Source organism: Streptomyces sp. NPDC058663, assembly GCF_042716745.1.
Classification (GTDB): domain Bacteria; phylum Actinomycetota; class Actinomycetes; order Streptomycetales; family Streptomycetaceae; genus Streptomyces.
In genome coordinates this window covers 62,337-80,438 of sequence record NZ_JBHXRV010000015.1, presented here as the reverse complement: position 1 = coordinate 80,438, position 18,102 = coordinate 62,337, and the positions used below count along the sequence as shown (strand labels likewise).

The window sequence follows — 18,102 nt, the reverse complement described above, 5'->3', positions numbered from 1 at the left end:
CGCTTGACATCGGGAGGGGGCCGAACCAATTTGGGTGGTCCGTCCCGTCCCATCCCCTTTCCCGCTCACCTGGAGACAGCACGTGGCCACCTTCGTTCATCGCCCTCACTCCCTTTCCCGGCTCGCGGTCGGTGCCGTGGCGGTGGCCCTGCTGGCGGGGACGCTGGGGGCCTGCGCGGACGGGGACGGCGCGGACGGAGGTACGGGCCCGGCGGAGAAGAGCACGGCGGGAAAGACGCCTGCGGGCTCGGCCCCGCCCGCCCGTGACGGCGGCGCCCGTGACGACGGCGCCCGGAAGGCGGCCGGGGCTCCCCAGGTCCCCGCGCACGCCCTCACCGGCTACTGGCAGAACTTCACCAACGAGGCCAAGCAGCAGAAGCTGGCCGAGGTCCCGGACGCGTACGACATCATCGCCGTCTCCTTCGCGGACGCGGCCGGGCAGCCCGGCGAGGTCGGTTTCAAGCTGGCCTCGAAGGCCCTCGGCGGCTATACGGTCGACCAGTTCAAGGCGGACATCAAGGCCAAGCACCAGGCGGGCAAGATGGTGATCGTCTCGGTCGGCGGGGAGAACGGCAAGGTCGAGGTCAAGGACGCGGCGGCGGCGGAGCGGTTCGCGACGTCGGTGCACCGGCTGATGACGGTGTACGGGTTCGACGGCGTCGACATCGACACCGAGAACAACGGGTTCCGCGCCGAGTTCATGATCCAGGCACTGAAGTCGCTGCGCGAGAAGGCCGGCCCCCGGCTCGTCCTCACGATGGCCCCGCAGACGATCGACATGCAGAAGCCGACGGACGAGTACTTCAGAACGGCGCTGGGCGTGAAGGACTTCCTGACCGTCGTGAACACCCAGTTCTACAACAGCGGCTCGCAGCTGGGCTGCGACGGAAAGTCGTACCAGCAGGGCACGGTGGACTTCCTCACCGCGCTGGCCTGCATCCAGCTGGAGGGCGGCCTCGACCCGTCGCAGGTGGGCCTCGGCCTGCCCACCAACAAGGCCAGCAAGGACGCCGGTTACGTCGACCCCTCGGTGATCGCCAAGGCCATGAACTGCCTGACCGAGGGCACGGACTGCGGAAAGTTCAAGCCCGCCAAGAAGTACCCGGGACTGCGCGGTGCGATGGCCTGGTCGACGAACTGGGACGCCGCGTACGGGAACGAGTGGTCGACGGCGGTGGGGGCGCGGGTGCGGAAGCTGCCGTAGGCGGCGGGTGTACGGAGGGGCGACGCCGACTGCCCGGCGCCGCCCCTTCCGGCTTCGTACCGTACGCACACCCCTTACCCACACCCCGTACGCGGCAGACTCCCGCGTACGGTCAGAACAGGTCGATGACCTGCTTCACGCAGAGCACCAGGAACAGCAGGCCGCTCACCGCCAGCAGCACATTGCTGAGGATGCCGTTGCGCCATTCGCCGGGCGTGCGCGAGGAGTTGAGCAGCCACAGCAGGGTCAGGGCGAGGAACGGCATGAAGAACGCGCCGAGCACGCCGTAGACCACGACCAGACCGAACGGCTGGTCCAGCCAGAGCAGGGCCATCGGCGGGAAGGTCAGCCAGAGCGCGTACGCGCGGAACGGGACGGACTTCTCCCGCTTGCCCTCCGCGACCTCCGCGGCCGTGCCCAGCTCGACCGGGGCGCCCTCGCGGTCCCTGCGGAACCGCTCGACGAAGTCCGCGAACATCAGGCTCACCCCGTGCCACACCCCGATCAGGGACGAGAACGACGTGGCGAAGAAGCCCACCAGGAAGAGCTTCGCGGTGGTGGCACCGAAGCGGTCCTGAAGGATCTTGCCCAGGTCGATCAGACCCCGGTCGCCCTTGGTGAGCGCGAGGCCCGTGGAGTGCAGCAGCTCGGCACCGACGATCAGCATGGCGACGACGAAGATGCCGGTGGTGACGTAGGCGACCCGGTTGTCGAGGCGCATCACTTTCATCCAGGAGGAGTTGGTCCAGCCCTTGGCGTTCACCCAGTAGCCGTACGCGGCCATGGTGATGGTGCCGCCGACGCCGCCGATCAGGCCGAGCGTGTACAGCAGCGAGCCGTCGGGGAGGACCGGCGCCAGCCCCGCGAAGGACTTGCCCACGGACGGTCCGACCCGGATCGCGACGTACACGACGACCACGAACATGATGCCGACCAGCACCGTCATGACCTTCTCGAAGACGGCGTACCGGTTGAACCAGACGAAGGCCAGGCCGATCAGCCCGCAGAGGATCGCCCAGAACTTCAGGCTCGGTCCGTCCGGGAAGAGCGCGACGATGGGCAGCGCCGAGGACGACATGGCGGTCGCCCCGTACACGAAGCCCCAGATGACGACGTACACGGCGAAGTACCAGGTGGTCCACTGACCGAGGCTGCGCCAGCCCTCGAAGAGGGTGCGGCCCGTGGCCAGGTGCCAGCGTCCTGTCGCCTCGGCGAGCGCGATCTTCACGACGCAGCCGATGACGGCCGCCCACATGAGGGTGTAGCCGAACTTGCTGCCCGCGATCAACGTCGCGACGAGGTCTCCGGCGCCGACACCGGTGGCGGCGACGACGATGCCGGGGCCGATGTACTTCCAACTCGATCTGCGGGGCCCGGGATCGGCGTCCGCGCGCGCCGCACCTCCCGCCCGGCTGCCGCCGCCGCCGTCCTGCAAGCCGTCCGACATGGTGACCTACCTCCCGCTCGTCCCCCTGATGATCCGGATCACCCAAGCGGGGGCGGTGCGGGTGCGCAAGGGGGCGCGGCGGATCGTCTCCGGATCGCAGTGTTGCGTCCGGCCGGGCAGCTGCCCGGGGAGGCCGCCGCGGGTAGCCTCGCAGACCCGGTCGGCCGCAGGGCCGTACCACGGGTCGAGAGGTGGGAGAGCTGATGGATCCACAGATTGCGGCGCTCGCGGGAACTGCCGGAACGACGCTGGTCACGCTCATGGCCACGGACGCCTGGCAGCGCACGCGCGACGGGGTGACGGCCCTGTGGCGGCGCGTGCACCCGGAGCGGGCCGACGCCGTCGCCGGGGAATTGGACCACACCCGTGAGCAGCTCCTCGTCGCACGCGAGGGCGGGGACACGGAGACCGAGGGCGAGCTCCGGGCGGACTGGCAGGGCAGGGTCAGGCGCCTGCTGCGCGACGACCCGGGCATCGTCGCGGACCTGCGGGCACTGCTCGACGAGCTGGCACCTGAGGCGGCGAAGGAGAGCGGCTCCACGCACGTGGAGATGCACGGGCACGCGACGGGCAACGGTCAGGTGTTTCAGGCCGGGCGGGACCAGACGGTCAACAAGGCGTGAGGTGCCGCGCGGCCGGGCGGCTGAACGCCGCCCGGCCGCGGGCTCACGGGAGTGGCCCGAGGGACACCGCGATGAAGCGGGCCAGGCCGGTGGTCCAGCTCCCCACGGGCCAGTCGAGCAGGACGTAGGCCAGCGTGAGGCAGAAGAAGAGCGCGTGGATCGCGCCCTTCAGACCCAGGTCGCTGGTACCGTTCCAGCCGCCCATGGCCAGCACGAACGACTTCACGAAGTAGGAGAGGAAGAAGCCGAGGGGCAGGGCGACCACCGAGTAGAGCACCATCCACACGAGGGCAGTGTCGTTCTTGTCGCGGAACATCACGTTCATGCTCTCGGCCACCACCACGACGAGGGCCACCGAGAGAAGGGTGGCCAGCAGGCTCATCCGCACGCCTGCGGGGCCGTACCACGTGGTGGGTTGCGCTGGAGCGTCTGGGACGAGGGGCACGTCATCGGGTTCGGTGACGGGCGCGACACCCGGCTCCTCGAATTCCACCGGTACCGGTGGCACGACTTCCACGGCCTCAGGGACCACCGCCCCCGGCACCACCCTGCCGTCCGCGCCGTCGTCGAGCCGTACCCGCATGTCGGCCGAGAGCTTCCTCAACTCGTCTCGCATGCCGTCCAGTTGTGCATCCGCCTGGGACACCACCCGGTCGTAGTCGGCGCTTCTGCCGACGTCCGTCACCTCCTGGAGGAGGCGCCCGGCGCGGATTCCGTCGCGCACGCCCTCCCCCTGCTTCCGGCGCAGTTCCTCGGCCTCGCGCCGGTACGCCTCGGCGGCGCGCCGGGCGTCGGCCAGGAGCTGTTCGGCCTGTTCGCGGCCCTGCTTGGCCTCTTCCCAGCGGCGGCGCAGCCCCATCAGCCTGAGCTCGGAGTCCTGCAGCTGGGACTGCACCTCGCGCAGCGCGTCGGCCCTGCCCTCGGCCCTGGCCCGCCGCACCTCGCCCTTGAGGGCGTCCCGCTCCTCCTGGAGGGCGCCCACGACGTGCGTCAGCTGCCGCACGAGGCCGTCGGCCTCCGCACGGATCTGCTCGGCGTGCGAACCGCACAGGTGCACGTGGGAGATCCACTGCGTGATCTGCTGATCGTTGCGGGCCTGGAAGAACTGCGCCTCACCCGAGGCCTCGCCCCGCTGCTCAGGTACGCCCATTCAAGGAAACCCTTTCCCGTACCAACGTGCGTACGAGGGTAGCTCTTTGGGGCGCGAGGCCAGGTCTCGCGCCCCATGGGTGCAGCGCTCGTGCCGGCCGGCCGCGCGTCGGCCGGACGTCGTGGCCCCCGCTAGATGACCAGGCTCAGCAGTGCCGCCACCACGAATCCCGCCACCGACAGCACCGTCTCCAGCACCGTCCACGACTTCAGGGTGTCGCGCTCGGAGATGCCGAAGTACTTGGCGACCATCCAGAAGCCGCCGTCGTTGACGTGGGAGGCGAAGATCGAGCCCGCCGAGATGGCCATGATGATCAGGGCCAGGTGGGCCTGGGAGAGGTCCTGGCCCTCGACCAGGGGGACCACGATGCCGGCTGTGGTGACGATGGCGACCGTCGCCGAGCCCTGGGCGACGCGCAGGACCACCGAGATCAGCCAGGCGAGCAGGATGACGGGGAGGCCGACGTTCTGGAAGGCGTCGGCGAGGGCGTCGGCGATGCCGCTGCCCTTGAGGACGGCGCCGAAGATGCCGCCCGCGCCGACGACCAGCAGGATGTTGCCGACGGGCTTGAGCGAGGCGGTGGAGACCTGCTCCAGGGACTTGCGGGACCAGCCGCGGCGCAGGCCGAGCAGGTAGTAGGCGAGGAGCAGTGCGATCGTCAGCGCGACGAACGGGTTGCCGAAGAACTCGATGACCGAGCGCAGAGTGGATTCCGCGAGGGCGATCGAGGAGAACGTGGCGCCCAGGATGAGGACGAGCGGGGTGCCGATGATGGCGAGGACCGTGCCGAGCGGGACGGGCTTCTCGGGCGGCTGGACACCGGCCGCCTGCTGCTCGGCGACGACGGCCGCCTTGGCCTCCTCGGCCGCTTCCACCATGTCCTGCGGCACCGGTACGAAGATCCGCTTGCCGATCCAGGCCCCGTACGCCCAGGCCGCCAGCACCGCCGGGATGCCGACGACGACGCCCATGACGATGACCCAGCCGAGCGAGACCTTGAAGAGGCCGGCCGCGGCCACCGGGCCCGGGTGCGGGGGCAGGAACGCGTGGGTCATCGACAGGCCTGCGAGGAGCGGCATGGCGTAGAGGAGGACCGACTTGCCGCTGCGCTTGGCGGCCGCGTAGACGATCGGGGCGAGGACGAAGATGCCGACGTCGAAGAAGACCGGGATGCCGAAGATCAGACCGGTGAGGCCCATGGCCAGCGGGGCGCGCTTCTCGCCGAAGAGGGCGAGCAGCCGGGAGGCCAGCACCTGGGCACCGCCGCTGACTTCGAGTATCGCGCCGAGCATGGTGCCCAGACCGATGATGATCGCGACGTGCCCGAGGATGCCGCCCATGCCCGATTCGATGACCGAGGGGAGGGCGGACTTCTGGACCGTGCCGAAGAGTTCGGTGACGGAGAGTCCGGCGGCGAGGCCGACGGCGATGGACACCGCGAGGAGGGCCACGAACGGCTGGAGTCTGACCTTGATGATCAGGAAGAGGAGCAGGCCGATGCCGAGGGCGGCGACGGTCAGCAGTCCCGCCGTGCCGTCGATGAAGGTGAGCAGTCCTCCGGTGTGCGGGATCTTCGGTGGCTCGGCTGCGGCGGCCAGGACCAGCGGGAACGGGGTCGGTGCTGCGAACTGCATGTGCGGTCAACTCCGGTACGTCCGGGGGACTTCGGGGCAGGGGGGAGCGCGGCACGGCGCACCCGCGGGAAAGCGGGGCGCCGGGCCGGAAGGCATGCGGTGCGGCGTGGGGAGACGCAGGGGAGGGCCGATCAGCCGGGATGGGGGGCCGCTCAGCCGTGTACGGCGAGGGCTTCGCTCTCGATTCAGCCCAGGACTGCGAGGGCGTCGATCTCGATGAGCAGGCCGGCGGGCAGGCCGACGTAGACGGTGGTGCGGGCCGAGGGGGCTTCCTTGAGGTCGGCGAAGTACTCGTTGTAGAGCTCGTTCAGCTCGGCGAAGTGGGCGGTGTCGGTGAGGTAGACGCGCATCATCATCACGTCCTCCCAGCTCGCGCCGCCCTCCTCCAGGATGGCCTGGACGTTGGCGAAGGTCTGCAGGGTCTGCTCGCGCAGGGTGGCGCCCGCGGGCGTGGGGGGCTGGCCCTCGACAGCGGGGAGGAAGCCGACCTGACCGGCGACCTGGAGGATGCCGCCCTTGCGCACGCCGTGCGAGAACCGCGCCGGCGGGGCGGTGTGGGTGGCCGGGACGATCGCGGTCTTCTGGAGCTTGTCGGTCATGAACTCGCCTTTGCGTGAGGGGTGTTCGGGGCAGCGGGGGTGGTCGGGGTAGTGGGGGTGGTCGGGGCAGTGGGGGTGCCGCCGGTACCGGAGTACTCGCGGCTGATCGCCTCCGCCGTGCGGCGGACCAGCGGGAGGAGGGTGAGGAGTTCCTCCCGGGTGACGACGACGTTCGGTGCGGACACCGACATCGCGGCGACGGCCTTGCCGTCGGCGCCCCGGATGGGTGCGCCGACGCAGTTGATGGACTCCTCGTGGCCGCCGAGGTCGGTGGCCCAGCCCTGTTCCCGCACCAGTGCCAGTTCCTTGAGGAATGCGGCGGCGTGGGGGGTGGAGCGGGAGGTGTACTGGGGGTAGTCGAGCTTCTCGGCGATGGCGCGCCGCTCCTGTTCGGGGAGGTCGGCGAGCAGGAGCTTGGCGACCGCGGCGACGGTGATCGCGACGGGCTTGCCGATCCGCGAGTACATCCGGACCGGGTAGCGGCTCTCCACCTTGTCGATGTAGAGCACCTCGCCCTCCTCGCGCACGGCGAGGTGGACGGTGTGCCCGCACTCGGCGTTGAGCTCCTGGAGGTAGGGGTGGGCGACGTCGCGCACGTCCAGGTTCTCCATGGCTTCCTGCGCGAGCGCGAACAGCCGGGCGCCGAGCCGGTAGCGCTGGTCCTGCTGCCGGTGCACGAGGCCGTGCTCGTGCAGCGTGCGCAGCAGGCGCAGCGCGGTGGACTTGTGCACACCGAGCCGGTCGGCGACCTGGCCGAGGTCGGCGGGCCCCTGTGCGAGCAGCGGAAGGATGCTCAGCGCGCGGTCGACTGTCTGACTCATGCTCGTACCTCCTGGTGACGCCCGGTCCACCCGGGGCCGAGACGAAGTCTCTCCCAGGCGTCGGGGGCGAGTGCGGCCAGTTCGTCCGCGTGTGCCCGGTCCGGGGGTACGGCGACGTCGCCGGGGTCGGTGAGGGCGGCGGCGGCCGTGAGGTGGCCGTGCCGCAGCCGTGCGGTGAGGTCGAGACCGCGCAGGGTGGCGGAGAGGAACCCGGCGGCGAAGGCGTCTCCGGCGCCGACGGGGGCGACCACGTCGACGGCGGGGGCGGGAACGTGCTGGCACTGGGCGTCCGGGGTGCCGGGCGGGTCCCCGAAGGCGTGCGGGGTGCCGGGCGGGTCCCCGAAGGCGGGCGGGTTGCTGTCCGGGCCCCGGGTGGCGGCCCCGGTGCCGCCCCTGACGAATGCCGTCGCACCCGCCGCGCCCTGCTTGACCACCAGGACGGCGGGCTCCGGCAGTGCCTCGCGGACCGCGTGCGGGCCGCCGCGTACGCCCCAGGCCGCCGCGGCCTCGTCCTCGCCGACCAGGACGAGGTCCGCGTGGCGGGCCAGCTCCAGCAGGACCGACGCGTCGGCGGCCGCCGAGGCCCACAGTGCTGGGCGGTAGTTGACGTCGAAGGAGAGCAGCGGGCGGGCGGGGTCCGGGGCGCACAGGGTCCGCATCAGGGCCAGGCAGTCGTCCGAGAGCGCCGCCGTGATGCCGGAGAGGTGCAGCACCCGGGCCGCGTACAGGGTGTCGCGCGCGACGGTGTCCGGGGACATGGCGGAGGCGGCCGATCCGGCCCGGTAGTAGACGACCTCGTGGTCGGCGTCCTCGCGGTCGTCGGCCGTACGGAAGTAGACGCCGGTGGGGCGGGCGGGGTCGCGGACGACGGAGGAGACGTCGACGCCGTGGGCGCCGATCGCCTCGACGAGGTGGGTGCCGAAGCCGTCCGTGCCCACCCGGCTGACCCACTTCGCGCGGTGCCCCAGGCGGGCGAGCGCGCAGGCCACGTTGGACTCGGCGCCGCCGACGGTGCGGCGGTAGGACGGCACGTCGGCGAGACGTCCCGGGCGGGAGGGGAGGAAGGTGACCATGGACTCGCCGAGACAGACGACGTCGACGGGGCGGGTACCGGTACCTGACTGTTGTGCGGACACGGCTCGGATGTTAGACATCGGTGAGCGATATACGCAATGGACGTTGCACAATTTGCAACGCCTTGGAGGGAGAGGTCCGCCCATGGCAGCCGAGCAGGGAACACCGGGCGTGCGGGAGACCACCGCACCCGCCGACGAGAGCGCGACCCACCGCACCAAGGAACTCCCCCAGGACGCCGGGACCGCCGCGCTGGCCGGCGAACGCGTCACCCACCGCTTCAAGGGACTCCCGCCGGACGCCGAGGCCGCCGGTCTCACCGTCGGCGAGCTGGCCGCCGAACGCCGCAGCCTGTTCGACGGCGGCTTCACCACTCCCCTGCTTGCCCTCTCCGCCGAGGCCCTCGACCACAACCTGGCGCTCCTGGAGACGTACGCCCAGCGGCACGCCCTGGCGTTCGCCCCGCACGGCAAGACCTCCATGTCCCCGCAGCTCTTCGCCCGCCAGCTGGAGCGCGGCGCCTGGGGGATCACCGCCGCCGTCCCGCACCAGGCGCGGGTCTACCGGGCCTTCGGCATCCAGCGGATCTTCCTCGCCAACGAGGTCGTCGACGCCGCCGCCCTGCGCTGGATGGCGGGCGAACTGGACGCCGACCCCGATTTCCGGCTCGTCGTGTACGTCGACTCGGTGCGCGGCGCCGAACTGATGGACGAGGCACTGCGGGCGGCGGGCGCCTCGCGACCGCTCGACGTGGTGGTGGAGCTGGGCGCCGGCGAGGGCGCCCGCACCGGTGCCCGTACTCCGGCGGACTGCGCGGCCGTCGCCGACGCGGTGGCTGCCACCGCGACCCTGCGGCTGGTGGGCGTCGCCGGCTACGAGGGCGAGGTGCCGCGCGCGGACGGCGAGCGGGTACGCGGCTGGCTGCGCCGACTCGTGTCGCTGGCCGAGCAGTTCGACCGGGAGGGGCGGTTCGCCGCGGACCTGGAGGAGATCGTGGTGAGCGCGGGCGGCAGCGCCTGGTTCGACGCGGTCGCCGAGGTCTTCGCGGAGATCGGGGAGTTGTCCCGGCCCGTCCTGAAGCTGCTGCGTTCGGGTGCGTACGTCTCCCACGACGACGGCCACTACAAGGAGCTGACCCCCTTCAACCGGGTGCCCGAGGAAGGCGGACTGCGGCCCGCGTTCCGGCTGTGGGCGCAGGTGGTGTCGCGGCCCGCCCCGGACCAGGCGTTCGTCAACGCGGGCAAGCGCGACGCGGCGCACGACCTCCACCTCCCCGAGGCACAGGTCGTACGGTCGGCCAGGGACGGCAGCATCCGCCCGGCCGACGGAATCACCGTCACCGGCCTCTCCGACCAGCACGGCTGGCTCTCCACCGACGAGAGCGCCCGGCTGGAGGTCGGCGACTGGGTCGGCCTCGGCATGTCCCATCCGTGCACCATCTTCGACAAGTGGCAGCTGATCCCGGTCGTCGACGCGGACGGCCACGTCGTCGACTTCGTCCGTACGTTCTTCTGAGAAGGGGCCGTTCCTCATGGATCTCGCGATACGCGGCGCACGGGTCGTCGACGGTTCGGGCGGCGACTCCTTCCGCGCCGACGTCGGCATCAGCGAAGGCCGGATCGTCTGCGTCAGCCGCGAGAGACGGCTGAGTGCCCGCCGGGTGCTGGACGCCGACGGGCTCGCCCTGGCCCCCGGCTTCATCGACATGCACGCCCACTCCGACCTCGCCCTGCTCCGCGACCCGGACCACAGTGCGAAGGCCGCCCAGGGCGTCACCCTGGAAGTGCTCGGCCAGGACGGCCTCTCGTACGCGCCCGTCGACGACCGCACCCTCGGGGCGGTCCGCGCGGCGATCACCGGCTGGAACGGCGAAGGATCGGACATCGACTTCGACTGGCGCACGGTCGGCGAGTACCTGGACCGCCTCGACCGCAACTTCGGCGGGCAGGGCATCGCGGTCAACGCCGCGTACCTGATCCCGCAGGGGACGGTGCGGATGTACGCGGTCGGCTGGGACGACAGACCCGCCACCCCCGAGCAGCTCGACCGGATGCGGCAGCTCGTCGCCGAGGGCATGGCACAGGGCGCCGTCGGCATGTCCTCCGGGCTGACCTACACGCCCGGCATGTACGCCGACGACGCCGAGCTCACCGCACTGTGCCGCGTCGTCGCCTCGTACGACGGCTACTACTGCCCGCACCACCGCTCGTACGGGGCGGGGGCGCTCGAAGCGTACGAGGAGATGGTCGAGCTCACCCGCAACGCCGGCTGCGCCCTGCACCTCGCACACGCCACCATGAACTTCGGCGTGAACAAGGGCAGGGCCCCCGACCTGCTCGCCCTCCTGGACGACGCGCTCGCCGCCGGTGCGGACATCAGCCTGGACACGTATCCCTACACCCCCGGCTGTACGACGCTGGCCGCGATGCTGCCGAGCTGGGCCGGTGAGGGCGGCCCGGACGCGGTACTGGCGCGACTCGGGGACGACGCGACGGCCGAGCGGATCCGTCACCATCTGGAGGTGATCGGCTCGGACGGCTGCCACGGGGTGCCGATCGAGTGGGACACCATCGAGATCTCCGGGGTCGCCGACCCGGGCCTGGTGGGCTGCGTCGGCAAGACGATCGCGGCCTCCGCCGCGGCACGCGGCGAGGCGCCGTGGACGACGGCGCGCAGGCTGCTGATCAACGACCGGCTCGGCTCCACGATCCTCCAGCACGTCGGCCACGAGGAGAACGTGCGGGCCATCATGCGCCACCGGGTGCACACCGGCGGCAGCGACGGCATCCTCCAGGGCTACAAGCCGCACCCGCGCGCCTACGGCACCTTCCCGCAGTACCTGGGCCGCTACGCGCGGGAGTTGGGGGTCCTTTCGCTGGAGGAGACCGTCGCCCATCTGACGTCGCGGCCGGCCGCCAGGCTGCGGCTGGCCGACCGGGGTCTGGTCCGCGAGGGCTACCGGGCGGACCTGGTGCTCTTTGACCCGGAGACGGTGGCGGCGGGGTCCACGTTCGAGACGCCGCGCACCCTGCCGACCGGCATTCCGCACGTACTGATCGACGGGCGGTTCGTCATCGAGGACGGCCGGCGCACGGATGTACTGGCGGGGCGGGCGGTGCGGAGGACGGGGGCCTCGTAGGGCGTGGGACCGGGGCGCCGGGGCCCATGGTGCGGCGGTGCGTCGGCAGGAGTGACGTATGCCACCCGGGCGGGGGTCCGACGGGTGGTTTCCCAGCCGTCCGGTGGGGCCCGCTTGCGTTTGGGCGGGCCGGAGCGAGGGTGTGCTTTGCGATGGAAGACGCCAAGTGCGCGGTTCCCGTACCGGTGGAGGGAACGCCCACGTAATCACCGGCGGTGCACGACACACGGCCGTAAGCTCGCCGTCATGCAGGTGATCCAGTCGACGAAGCTCGCAAACGTCTGTTACGAAATCCGGGGACCGGTACTTGAGGAGGCGATGCGGCTCGAGGCGGCCGGACACCGCATTCTCAAGCTGAACACGGGCAATCCGGCGGCCTTCGGGTTCGAGTGCCCGCCCGAGATCCTGGAGGACATCCTCCGCAATCTCGGCACCGCGCACGGATACGGGGACGCGAAGGGACTGCTGTCCGCGCGGCGGGCGGTGATGCAGCACTACCAGACCAAGGGCATCGACCTCGACGTCGAGGACATTTACCTTGGCAACGGTGTCTCCGAGCTGATCCAGATGTCGATGCAGGCGCTGCTCGACGACGGCGACGAGGTGCTCGTCCCGGCCCCCGACTACCCGCTGTGGACCGCCTCGGTCTCCCTCGCGGGCGGTACGGCGGTGCACTACCGGTGCGACGAGCAGTCCGACTGGATGCCCGACCTCGCGGACATCGAGCGGAAGATCACCGACCGCACCAAGGCCCTCGTCATCATCAACCCGAACAACCCCACGGGCGCCGTGTACGACGACGAGATGCTGCGGGGGCTGACGGAGATCGCCCGTCGGCACAACCTGATCGTGTGCTCGGACGAGATCTACGACCGGATTCTGTACGACGGTGCGACGCACACGCCGACGGCGGCGCTCGCTCCCGACCTGATGGTGCTGACCTTCAACGGGCTGTCCAAGAACTACCGGGTGGCCGGGTACCGCAGCGGCTGGATGGCGGTCTGCGGACCGAAGGCGCACGCCTCCTCGTACATCGAGGGGCTGACGATCCTCGCCAACATGCGGCTGTGCGCCAACATGCCCTCGCAGCACGCGGTGGCCACCGCGCTCGGCGGGCGGCAGTCCATCGACGACCTGGTGCTGCCGGGCGGCCGGATCCTGGAGCAGCGGAACACGGCGTACGACCTGCTCACCCAGATCCCGGGCGTGACCTGCGTGAAGCCGAAGGGGGCGCTGTACCTCTTCCCGAAGCTGGACCCGAACGTCTACAAGATCAAGGACGACCGGCAGATGGTCCTCGACCTGCTGCGGGCCGAGAAGATCATGGTGGTGCACGGGACCGGCTTCAACTGGCCGGAGCCGGACCACTTCCGGATCGTCACGCTGCCGAACGCGAAGGACCTGGCGGACGCGGTGACGCGGATCGGGAACTTCCTGGACGGGTACGGGCAGCACTGAATTCCGGGGGCGCCCGGGAACGCTTCCGTGCCGGCGCCTGGAAGCGTTTCCGTGCCGGCGTCTGGGAGCGTTTCCGTGCCGGCGCCGGAACGTTCTGCGGACCACCGCGAACTTCTACGGCAGTCAACTTTAGACACGATCTAAGCTAGGATGGTCTCCTGTCGCTCGACGCCAGGAGGCCATCCGTCATGTACGAACCGATCCGCACGAAGTCGGTGCACTCCCTGGCCGACGACGACGCGCGCTATCCGCACCGCTCGCGCGAGGAGGAGCTGGACATCCAGCTCGCCGGACATCTCTCGGCGCTCCTCGCCGTGACGGACGAACTCGGCCTCGCCAGCGAGGCCGACCGCATCGCCGTCCAGGTGGCCAGGCTGCGCGGGGCGCCGCCGGCCAGGCACGCGGGGCGTCGGCACGAGTCCCCCGCCTCGCTGCACCGGCGCGCGCACGCGCTGGCCGGGCGTGCCCTGGTGGTGGCGGCGTCCCGGGCGGACACCGCGGCGGCGATCCTGGCCGCGCAGCGGATGGACGCGCACTCCGCGGCGACCGAGGCACCGGTCGCCGCGACCTGAGCGGCCCCGGTCCGCGCCCGTGGAGGTGTGCGGGCCGGGTGCCATCCACTCCGTGGGGGGTGCGGGGGGTGCGGGGGACGTGAGCTTGGGCTGGGCGGGCTTTGGCTGGGCGTGCTTTGGCTGGGCGGGGGCGAGGTGTTCGGCTCCGCCGGGGGCCGCCCCCTTGCCCGCCCTTCCCCAAGCTCTCGGCTTCGCTCGAGCAGGGGAGACCCCACTCGCCCCCGGGGGGCGACCCCGCCGCCCAAGGGGGCGGGGGGGGTAGGGGGTGGACGGCCCCGCCGCCAAAGGGCGCTGAGGGGGTAGGGGTGCGGGTGGCCCCACCGCCCAAGGGGGCTGGGGGTAAGGCGTGGGGGAAAGAGGCGGCCCCCGATGCCGTGAGGGGGCTTCGGGGGCCGTGCCGCTGCTCGTTCCGGTGATCCCACAGGTCAGGGCGGATTCGTGACGATCCGAGTTGCGGCTCTCCACACCCCTCCGGGTGTTCGTGCACCCGGAGGGGAGAGGGTGGCCGGCGCCGGGGGACAGGCCCGGCTCCGGCACGATTCGACGGGCTGTGCTCAGCCCAGGCGCTTGACCAGCGCGCGGTACTCGTCCCACAGCTCCTTGGGCGCGTGGTCACCGAAGGTGTTGAGGTGCTCGGGGACCAGGGCGGCCTCCTCGCGCCAGGCTTCCTTGTCCACGGTGAGCAGGAAGTCGAGGTCGGCCTCGGGGAGGTCGAGTCCTTCGGTGTCCAGGGACTCCTTGGTCGGCAGGATGCCGATCGGGGTCTCGACGCCGTCGGCCTTGCCGTCGAGGCGCTCGACGATCCACTTCAGGACGCGGCTGTTCTCGCCGAAGCCGGGCCACACGAACTTGCCCGCCTCGTTCTTGCGGAACCAGTTCACGTAGTAGATCTTCGGGAGCTTGGACTGGTCGGGCTTGTCGGCGCCGACCTTGACCCAGTGGTTCATGTAGTCGCCCATGTTGTAGCCGCAGAACGGCAGCATGGCGAACGGGTCGCGGCGCAGCTCGCCGACCTTGCCCTCGGCGGCGGCGGTCTTCTCACTGGCGACGTTCGCGCCGAGGAAGACACCGTGCTGCCAGTCGAAGGACTCGGTGACCAGCGGGACGGCGGTGGCGCGGCGGCCACCGAAGAGGATCGCCGAGATCGGCACGCCCTTGGGGTCCTCCCACTCGGGCGCGATGATCGGGCACTGTCCGGCCGGGACGGTGAACCGGGCGTTGGGGTGGGCGGCGGGGGTGCCGGACTCGGGGGTCCAGTCGTTGCCCTTCCAGTCCGTGAGGTGGGCCGGGGGCTCCTCGGTCATGCCCTCCCACCACACGTCGTTGTCGTCGGTGAGCGCGACGTTGGTGAAGACGGAGTTGCCCCACATCGTCTTCATGGCATTGGCGTTGGTGTGCTCGCCGGTGCCGGGCGCGACGCCGAAGAAGCCGGCCTCGGGGTTGATCGCGTAGAGGCGGCCGTCCTCGCCGAACCGCATCCAGGCGATGTCGTCACCGATGGTCTCGACGTTCCAGCCGGAGATCGTGGGCTCCAGCATGGCCAGGTTGGTCTTGCCGCACGCGGACGGGAACGCTGCCGCGACGTACTTCGCCTCGCCCTGCGGGGGCGTGAGCTTGAGGATGAGCATGTGCTCGGCCAGCCAGCCCTCGTCGCGGGCCATGACGGACGCGATGCGCAGCGCGTAGCACTTCTTGCCGAGCAGGGCGTTGCCGCCGTAGCCCGAACCGTAGGACCAGATCTCGCGGTCCTCGGGGAAGTGCGAGATGTACTTGGTGGAGTTGCAGGGCCACGGGACGTCGGCCTCACCCTCCTGGAGGGGGGCGCCCAGGGTGTGCACGGCCTTGACGAAGAAGCCGTCGGTGCCCAGCTCGTCCAGGACGGCCTGGCCCATGCGGGTCATGGTGCGCATCGAGACGGCGACGTACGCCGAGTCGGTGATCTCCACACCGATCGCGGACAGCGGCGAGCCGACCGGGCCCATGCAGAACGGGACGACGTACATCGTGCGGCCGCGCATCGAGCCGCGGAAGATGCCCTCCTTGCCGTCCTTGCCCTGGAACAGCTCCCGCATCTCGGCCGGGGCCTTCCAGTGGTTGGTCGGGCCCGCGTCCTCCTCCTTCTCGGAGCAGATGAAGGTGCGGTCCTCGACGCGTGCGACGTCGGAGGGGTCGGAGGCGGCGTAGTACGAGTTCGGGCGCTTGATCTCGTCGAGCTTCTTGAACGTGCCCTTGGCGACGAGCTCCGCACAGAGCCGCTCGTACTCGGCCTCGGAACCGTCGCACCAGACGATCCGGTCGGGCTCGGTGAGGGCTGCGATCTCGTCCACCCAGGAGACGAGCTCCTGGTGGCTGGTCGGGACGGTGGTGGGAGCCGCGATGTCGCGCGCCACGATTGCTCCTAAACGAGGGAAGTGTTGGTTTCTGCCCCGTGGGGGCTGCGACCCGGATGCTTCACTTCGTTCCCTGGCGCTCATCCGGTGCCGACCGCACTCATTTGATCATCGGTGCGATCCGCCCATCTGTCCAGGGGGCCGCCCACGTGAGCATCGCCACTTCCCGACAAGTGCCCCGTACGTGAGCATCACCACTCATCGCCCCGCGCGGCCAGAAGTTACGGACCCGTAGGTAGCATGCGAAGCATGACGTCGCATGCCGTGCCCGATCAGGTCACCGAGATCGATCCGCCCCCGGTCAAGCCGAAACTGCGCGGCTGGCTGCACGCCGGCATGTTCCCGGCGGTCCTGGTCGCGGGCATCGTGCTGATCGTGCTCGCGGACTCCACCCGGGCCAAAATCGCCTGCACCGTCTTCGTACTGACCGCGTGCATGCTCTTCGGCGTCAGCGCCGTCTACCACCGGGGCACCTGGGGCCCGATGGGCGAGGCGATCCTGCGCCGCCTGGACCACGCGAACATCTTCCTGATCATCGCGGGCACCTACACCCCGCTCACCATGCTGCTGCTCCCCGCGTCGACCGGCACCACCCTGCTGTGGGCGATCTGGGCAGCGGCCGGCGCGGGCATCGCCTTCCGGGTCTTCTGGGTCGGCGCCCCGCGCTGGCTCTACACCCCCTGCTACATCGCGATGGGCTGGGCCGCCGTCTTCTTCCTGCCCGACTTCCTGCGCGAGGGCGGTGTCGCCGTGCTGGTGCTGGTCGTCGCGGGCGGGCTGCTCTACAGCGCGGGCGGCGTGATCTACGGCCTCAAGCGGCCCAACCCGTCACCGCAGTGGTTCGGCTTCCATGAGGTGTTCCATTCCCTGACCCTTGCCGCGTTCGCCGCGCACTACGCGGCGATCTCGCTGGTGGCCTATTCGTCCTGACCCCCGCGATCCCCCCGGCCCCCGGCCCTGCCGGGGGCCGGCCTGACGACGCGGTGGCCGCGGCCTCGACGCCGCGGCCACCTGCCACGCCACGGCCGCCACCACGATCAGCACCACCGCGAGCACCGCCCCCGCCCCACCGAGCAGGAACCCCAGCACGCACAGGACCGCCACCGCCCCGGTGAGCGCGTTCACGAGTCTCCTCATGACTCCCCTTCCCCCTGCCACTCCGCACATCTGCCGTCATTTCACGGACAGTTCGCCTACCCCCCACGCATCGTGACATGCCGCACCGACAATCAAAGCCGCGCGAAGACGGCAGACAGCGAAGATGGCAGACAATGGCGCCATGGCCGCCCCGCACACCTCCCCCAGCACCCCGCACACCCGCCCCGGCCTGCGCGAACGCAAAAAGATCAAGACCCGTCTGGAGATCCGGCGGGCCACCTTCCGACTGGTTGCCGCCGAGGGCTGGGACGCCCTCACCATCGACCGGATCGCGGAGGAGGCGGAGGTCTCGCCGAGCACCGTGCTGCGGTACTTCCCCGTCAAGGAGGACATCGTCCTCACCGACGAGTACGACCCGGTACTGGAGAGCGCCCTGCGGAACCGGCCCGCCGGGGAGCCGCTGCTGGAGTCGGTACGGGCCGTGGTGACCGAGGCCATGCGCAAGTCCCTCGACGAACAGCAGGACGAGATGCTGCTGCGCACCCGCCTGATGCTGGAGGTGCCCGCGGTACGGGCCCGCATGGTGGAGAGCGTGCACACCACCAGCCGGATGCTGTGCCGCGTGATCGCGGAGCGCACCGGGAGGGACGCGGGCGAACTGGAGGTCCGGATCTTCGCCACCGGCCTGCTGGCGGCCGTACTGGAGACCACGCTGTACTGGGCGGAACGGGGCCAGCGCGACGACCTGGTGGACCTCATCGACCGCATGCTGCGCACCTTCGAGCGGGGACTCACCCGGATCGGGGGCTGAGTCCCCGCCTGTGCACGCAGGACACGAAGGAAGCACCGGCCCGCTCGGGCCCGCCCGCGAAGGCCCGAAGGCCCGAAGGCCC

At 70.8% G+C, this 18,102-nt stretch carries 15 protein-coding genes; 8 read left to right on the top strand and 7 right to left on the bottom strand.

Annotated elements, in window-relative coordinates; translation table 11 throughout:
• Positions 1-82: 82 nt before the first annotated feature.
• Complete coding sequence (locus ACFWVV_RS13710) at positions 83-1,204, top strand: chitinase (RefSeq protein WP_384351422.1); 1,122 nt, start codon at positions 83-85, stop codon at positions 1,202-1,204.
• 112 nt (positions 1,205-1,316) lie between these two features.
• Here the strand turns inward: ACFWVV_RS13710 and ACFWVV_RS13705 are convergent, their stop codons facing one another.
• A complete protein-coding gene (locus ACFWVV_RS13705; RefSeq protein ID WP_384351425.1) occupies positions 1,317-2,651 on the bottom strand; it encodes an Nramp family divalent metal transporter in 1,335 nt (444 codons plus the stop codon).
• 203 nt (positions 2,652-2,854) lie between these two features.
• On the opposite strand from ACFWVV_RS13705, the gene ACFWVV_RS13700 reads away from it, so the two are divergent.
• Positions 2,855-3,274, top strand: coding sequence for a hypothetical protein (locus ACFWVV_RS13700; RefSeq protein ID WP_384351428.1), 420 nt, complete (start codon positions 2,855-2,857; stop codon positions 3,272-3,274).
• 43 nt (positions 3,275-3,317) lie between these two features.
• On the opposite strand, the gene ACFWVV_RS13695 is transcribed toward ACFWVV_RS13700, so the two are convergent.
• The 5 genes from ACFWVV_RS13695 to ACFWVV_RS13675 all read right to left on the bottom strand — a co-directional run bounded on the left by ACFWVV_RS13695 (position 3,318) and on the right by ACFWVV_RS13675 (position 8,551).
• Positions 3,318-4,424 carry a hypothetical protein gene (locus ACFWVV_RS13695; protein WP_384351431.1) on the bottom strand — a complete coding sequence of 369 codons (1,107 nt, stop codon included), beginning with the start codon at positions 4,422-4,424 and terminating at the stop codon, positions 3,318-3,320.
• Between the two features lie 131 nt (positions 4,425-4,555).
• On the bottom strand, positions 4,556-6,058 hold the full coding sequence (locus ACFWVV_RS13690) for a GntP family permease (protein WP_384351433.1): 1,503 nt from the start codon (positions 6,056-6,058) through the stop codon (positions 4,556-4,558).
• A 185-nt stretch (positions 6,059-6,243) separates the two neighbouring features.
• Positions 6,244-6,657 (bottom strand): RidA family protein, encoded by a 414-nt coding sequence (locus ACFWVV_RS13685; protein WP_384351436.1) that lies wholly within the window; start codon positions 6,655-6,657, stop codon positions 6,244-6,246.
• The gene (locus ACFWVV_RS13680; protein ID WP_384351439.1) at positions 6,654-7,478 is read right to left on the bottom strand and encodes an IclR family transcriptional regulator; all 825 of its coding nucleotides are present in this window, start codon (positions 7,476-7,478) and stop codon (positions 6,654-6,656) included. Before ACFWVV_RS13680 ends, ACFWVV_RS13685 begins: the two co-directional genes overlap by 4 nt.
• On the bottom strand, positions 7,475-8,551 hold the full coding sequence (locus ACFWVV_RS13675) for a sugar kinase (RefSeq protein WP_384351578.1): 1,077 nt from the start codon (positions 8,549-8,551) through the stop codon (positions 7,475-7,477). The genes ACFWVV_RS13680 and ACFWVV_RS13675 overlap by 4 nt, the downstream gene beginning before the upstream one ends.
• A 145-nt stretch (positions 8,552-8,696) precedes the next feature.
• Here ACFWVV_RS13675 and ACFWVV_RS13670 point away from each other — a divergent pair, with 145 nt between their 5' ends.
• The 4 genes from ACFWVV_RS13670 (at position 8,697) to ACFWVV_RS13655 (ending at position 13,721) form a co-directional block, all read left to right on the top strand.
• Positions 8,697-10,067 carry an alanine racemase gene (locus ACFWVV_RS13670; RefSeq protein ID WP_384351442.1) on the top strand — a complete coding sequence of 457 codons (1,371 nt, stop codon included), beginning with the start codon at positions 8,697-8,699 and terminating at the stop codon, positions 10,065-10,067.
• 16 nt (positions 10,068-10,083) lie between these two features.
• On the top strand, positions 10,084-11,691 hold the full coding sequence (locus ACFWVV_RS13665) for an amidohydrolase family protein (RefSeq protein ID WP_384351444.1): 1,608 nt from the start codon (positions 10,084-10,086) through the stop codon (positions 11,689-11,691).
• A 246-nt stretch (positions 11,692-11,937) separates the two neighbouring features.
• Positions 11,938-13,149, top strand: a complete 1,212-nt coding sequence (locus ACFWVV_RS13660; RefSeq protein WP_384351447.1) for a pyridoxal phosphate-dependent aminotransferase — start codon at positions 11,938-11,940, stop codon at positions 13,147-13,149.
• A 188-nt stretch (positions 13,150-13,337) separates the two neighbouring features.
• Entirely contained in the window at positions 13,338-13,721 is a 384-nt protein-coding gene (locus ACFWVV_RS13655; RefSeq protein WP_384351450.1) for a hypothetical protein, read from the top strand.
• Positions 13,722-14,275: 554 nt separating this feature from the next.
• Here the strand turns inward: ACFWVV_RS13655 and ACFWVV_RS13650 are convergent.
• The gene (locus ACFWVV_RS13650; protein ID WP_384351453.1) at positions 14,276-16,111 is read right to left on the bottom strand and encodes a phosphoenolpyruvate carboxykinase (GTP); all 1,836 of its coding nucleotides are present in this window, start codon (positions 16,109-16,111) and stop codon (positions 14,276-14,278) included.
• A gap of 249 nt (positions 16,112-16,360) precedes the next feature.
• Here ACFWVV_RS13650 and ACFWVV_RS13645 point away from each other — a divergent pair, with 249 nt between their 5' ends.
• Both ACFWVV_RS13645 and ACFWVV_RS13640 read left to right on the top strand, forming a co-directional pair.
• Positions 16,361-17,041 carry a hemolysin III family protein gene (locus ACFWVV_RS13645; protein WP_384351455.1) on the top strand — a complete coding sequence of 227 codons (681 nt, stop codon included), beginning with the start codon at positions 16,361-16,363 and terminating at the stop codon, positions 17,039-17,041.
• A 331-nt stretch (positions 17,042-17,372) separates the two neighbouring features.
• The gene (locus ACFWVV_RS13640; protein WP_384351458.1) at positions 17,373-18,020 is read left to right on the top strand and encodes a TetR family transcriptional regulator; all 648 of its coding nucleotides are present in this window, start codon (positions 17,373-17,375) and stop codon (positions 18,018-18,020) included.
• The last annotated feature ends 82 nt before the right edge of the window (positions 18,021-18,102 follow it).

Coding starts and splice junctions, on each gene's coding strand:
- ACFWVV_RS13705 (WP_384351425.1), bottom strand. CDS start 2,651: ATGTCGGACGGCTTGCAGGACGGCGGCGGCGGCAGCCGGGCGGGAGGT.
- ACFWVV_RS13700 (WP_384351428.1), top strand. CDS start 2,855: ATGGATCCACAGATTGCGGCGCTCGCGGGAACTGCCGGAACGACGCTG.
- ACFWVV_RS13695 (WP_384351431.1), bottom strand. CDS start 4,424: ATGGGCGTACCTGAGCAGCGGGGCGAGGCCTCGGGTGAGGCGCAGTTC.
- ACFWVV_RS13690 (WP_384351433.1), bottom strand. CDS start 6,058: ATGCAGTTCGCAGCACCGACCCCGTTCCCGCTGGTCCTGGCCGCCGCA.
- ACFWVV_RS13685 (WP_384351436.1), bottom strand. CDS start 6,657: ATGACCGACAAGCTCCAGAAGACCGCGATCGTCCCGGCCACCCACACC.
- ACFWVV_RS13680 (WP_384351439.1), bottom strand. CDS start 7,478: ATGAGTCAGACAGTCGACCGCGCGCTGAGCATCCTTCCGCTGCTCGCA.
- ACFWVV_RS13675 (WP_384351578.1), bottom strand. CDS start 8,551: ATGGTCACCTTCCTCCCCTCCCGCCCGGGACGTCTCGCCGACGTGCCG.
- ACFWVV_RS13670 (WP_384351442.1), top strand. CDS start 8,697: ATGGCAGCCGAGCAGGGAACACCGGGCGTGCGGGAGACCACCGCACCC.
- ACFWVV_RS13665 (WP_384351444.1), top strand. CDS start 10,084: ATGGATCTCGCGATACGCGGCGCACGGGTCGTCGACGGTTCGGGCGGC.
- ACFWVV_RS13660 (WP_384351447.1), top strand. CDS start 11,938: ATGCAGGTGATCCAGTCGACGAAGCTCGCAAACGTCTGTTACGAAATC.
- ACFWVV_RS13655 (WP_384351450.1), top strand. CDS start 13,338: ATGTACGAACCGATCCGCACGAAGTCGGTGCACTCCCTGGCCGACGAC.
- ACFWVV_RS13645 (WP_384351455.1), top strand. CDS start 16,361: ATGACGTCGCATGCCGTGCCCGATCAGGTCACCGAGATCGATCCGCCC.
- ACFWVV_RS13640 (WP_384351458.1), top strand. CDS start 17,373: ATGGCAGACAATGGCGCCATGGCCGCCCCGCACACCTCCCCCAGCACC.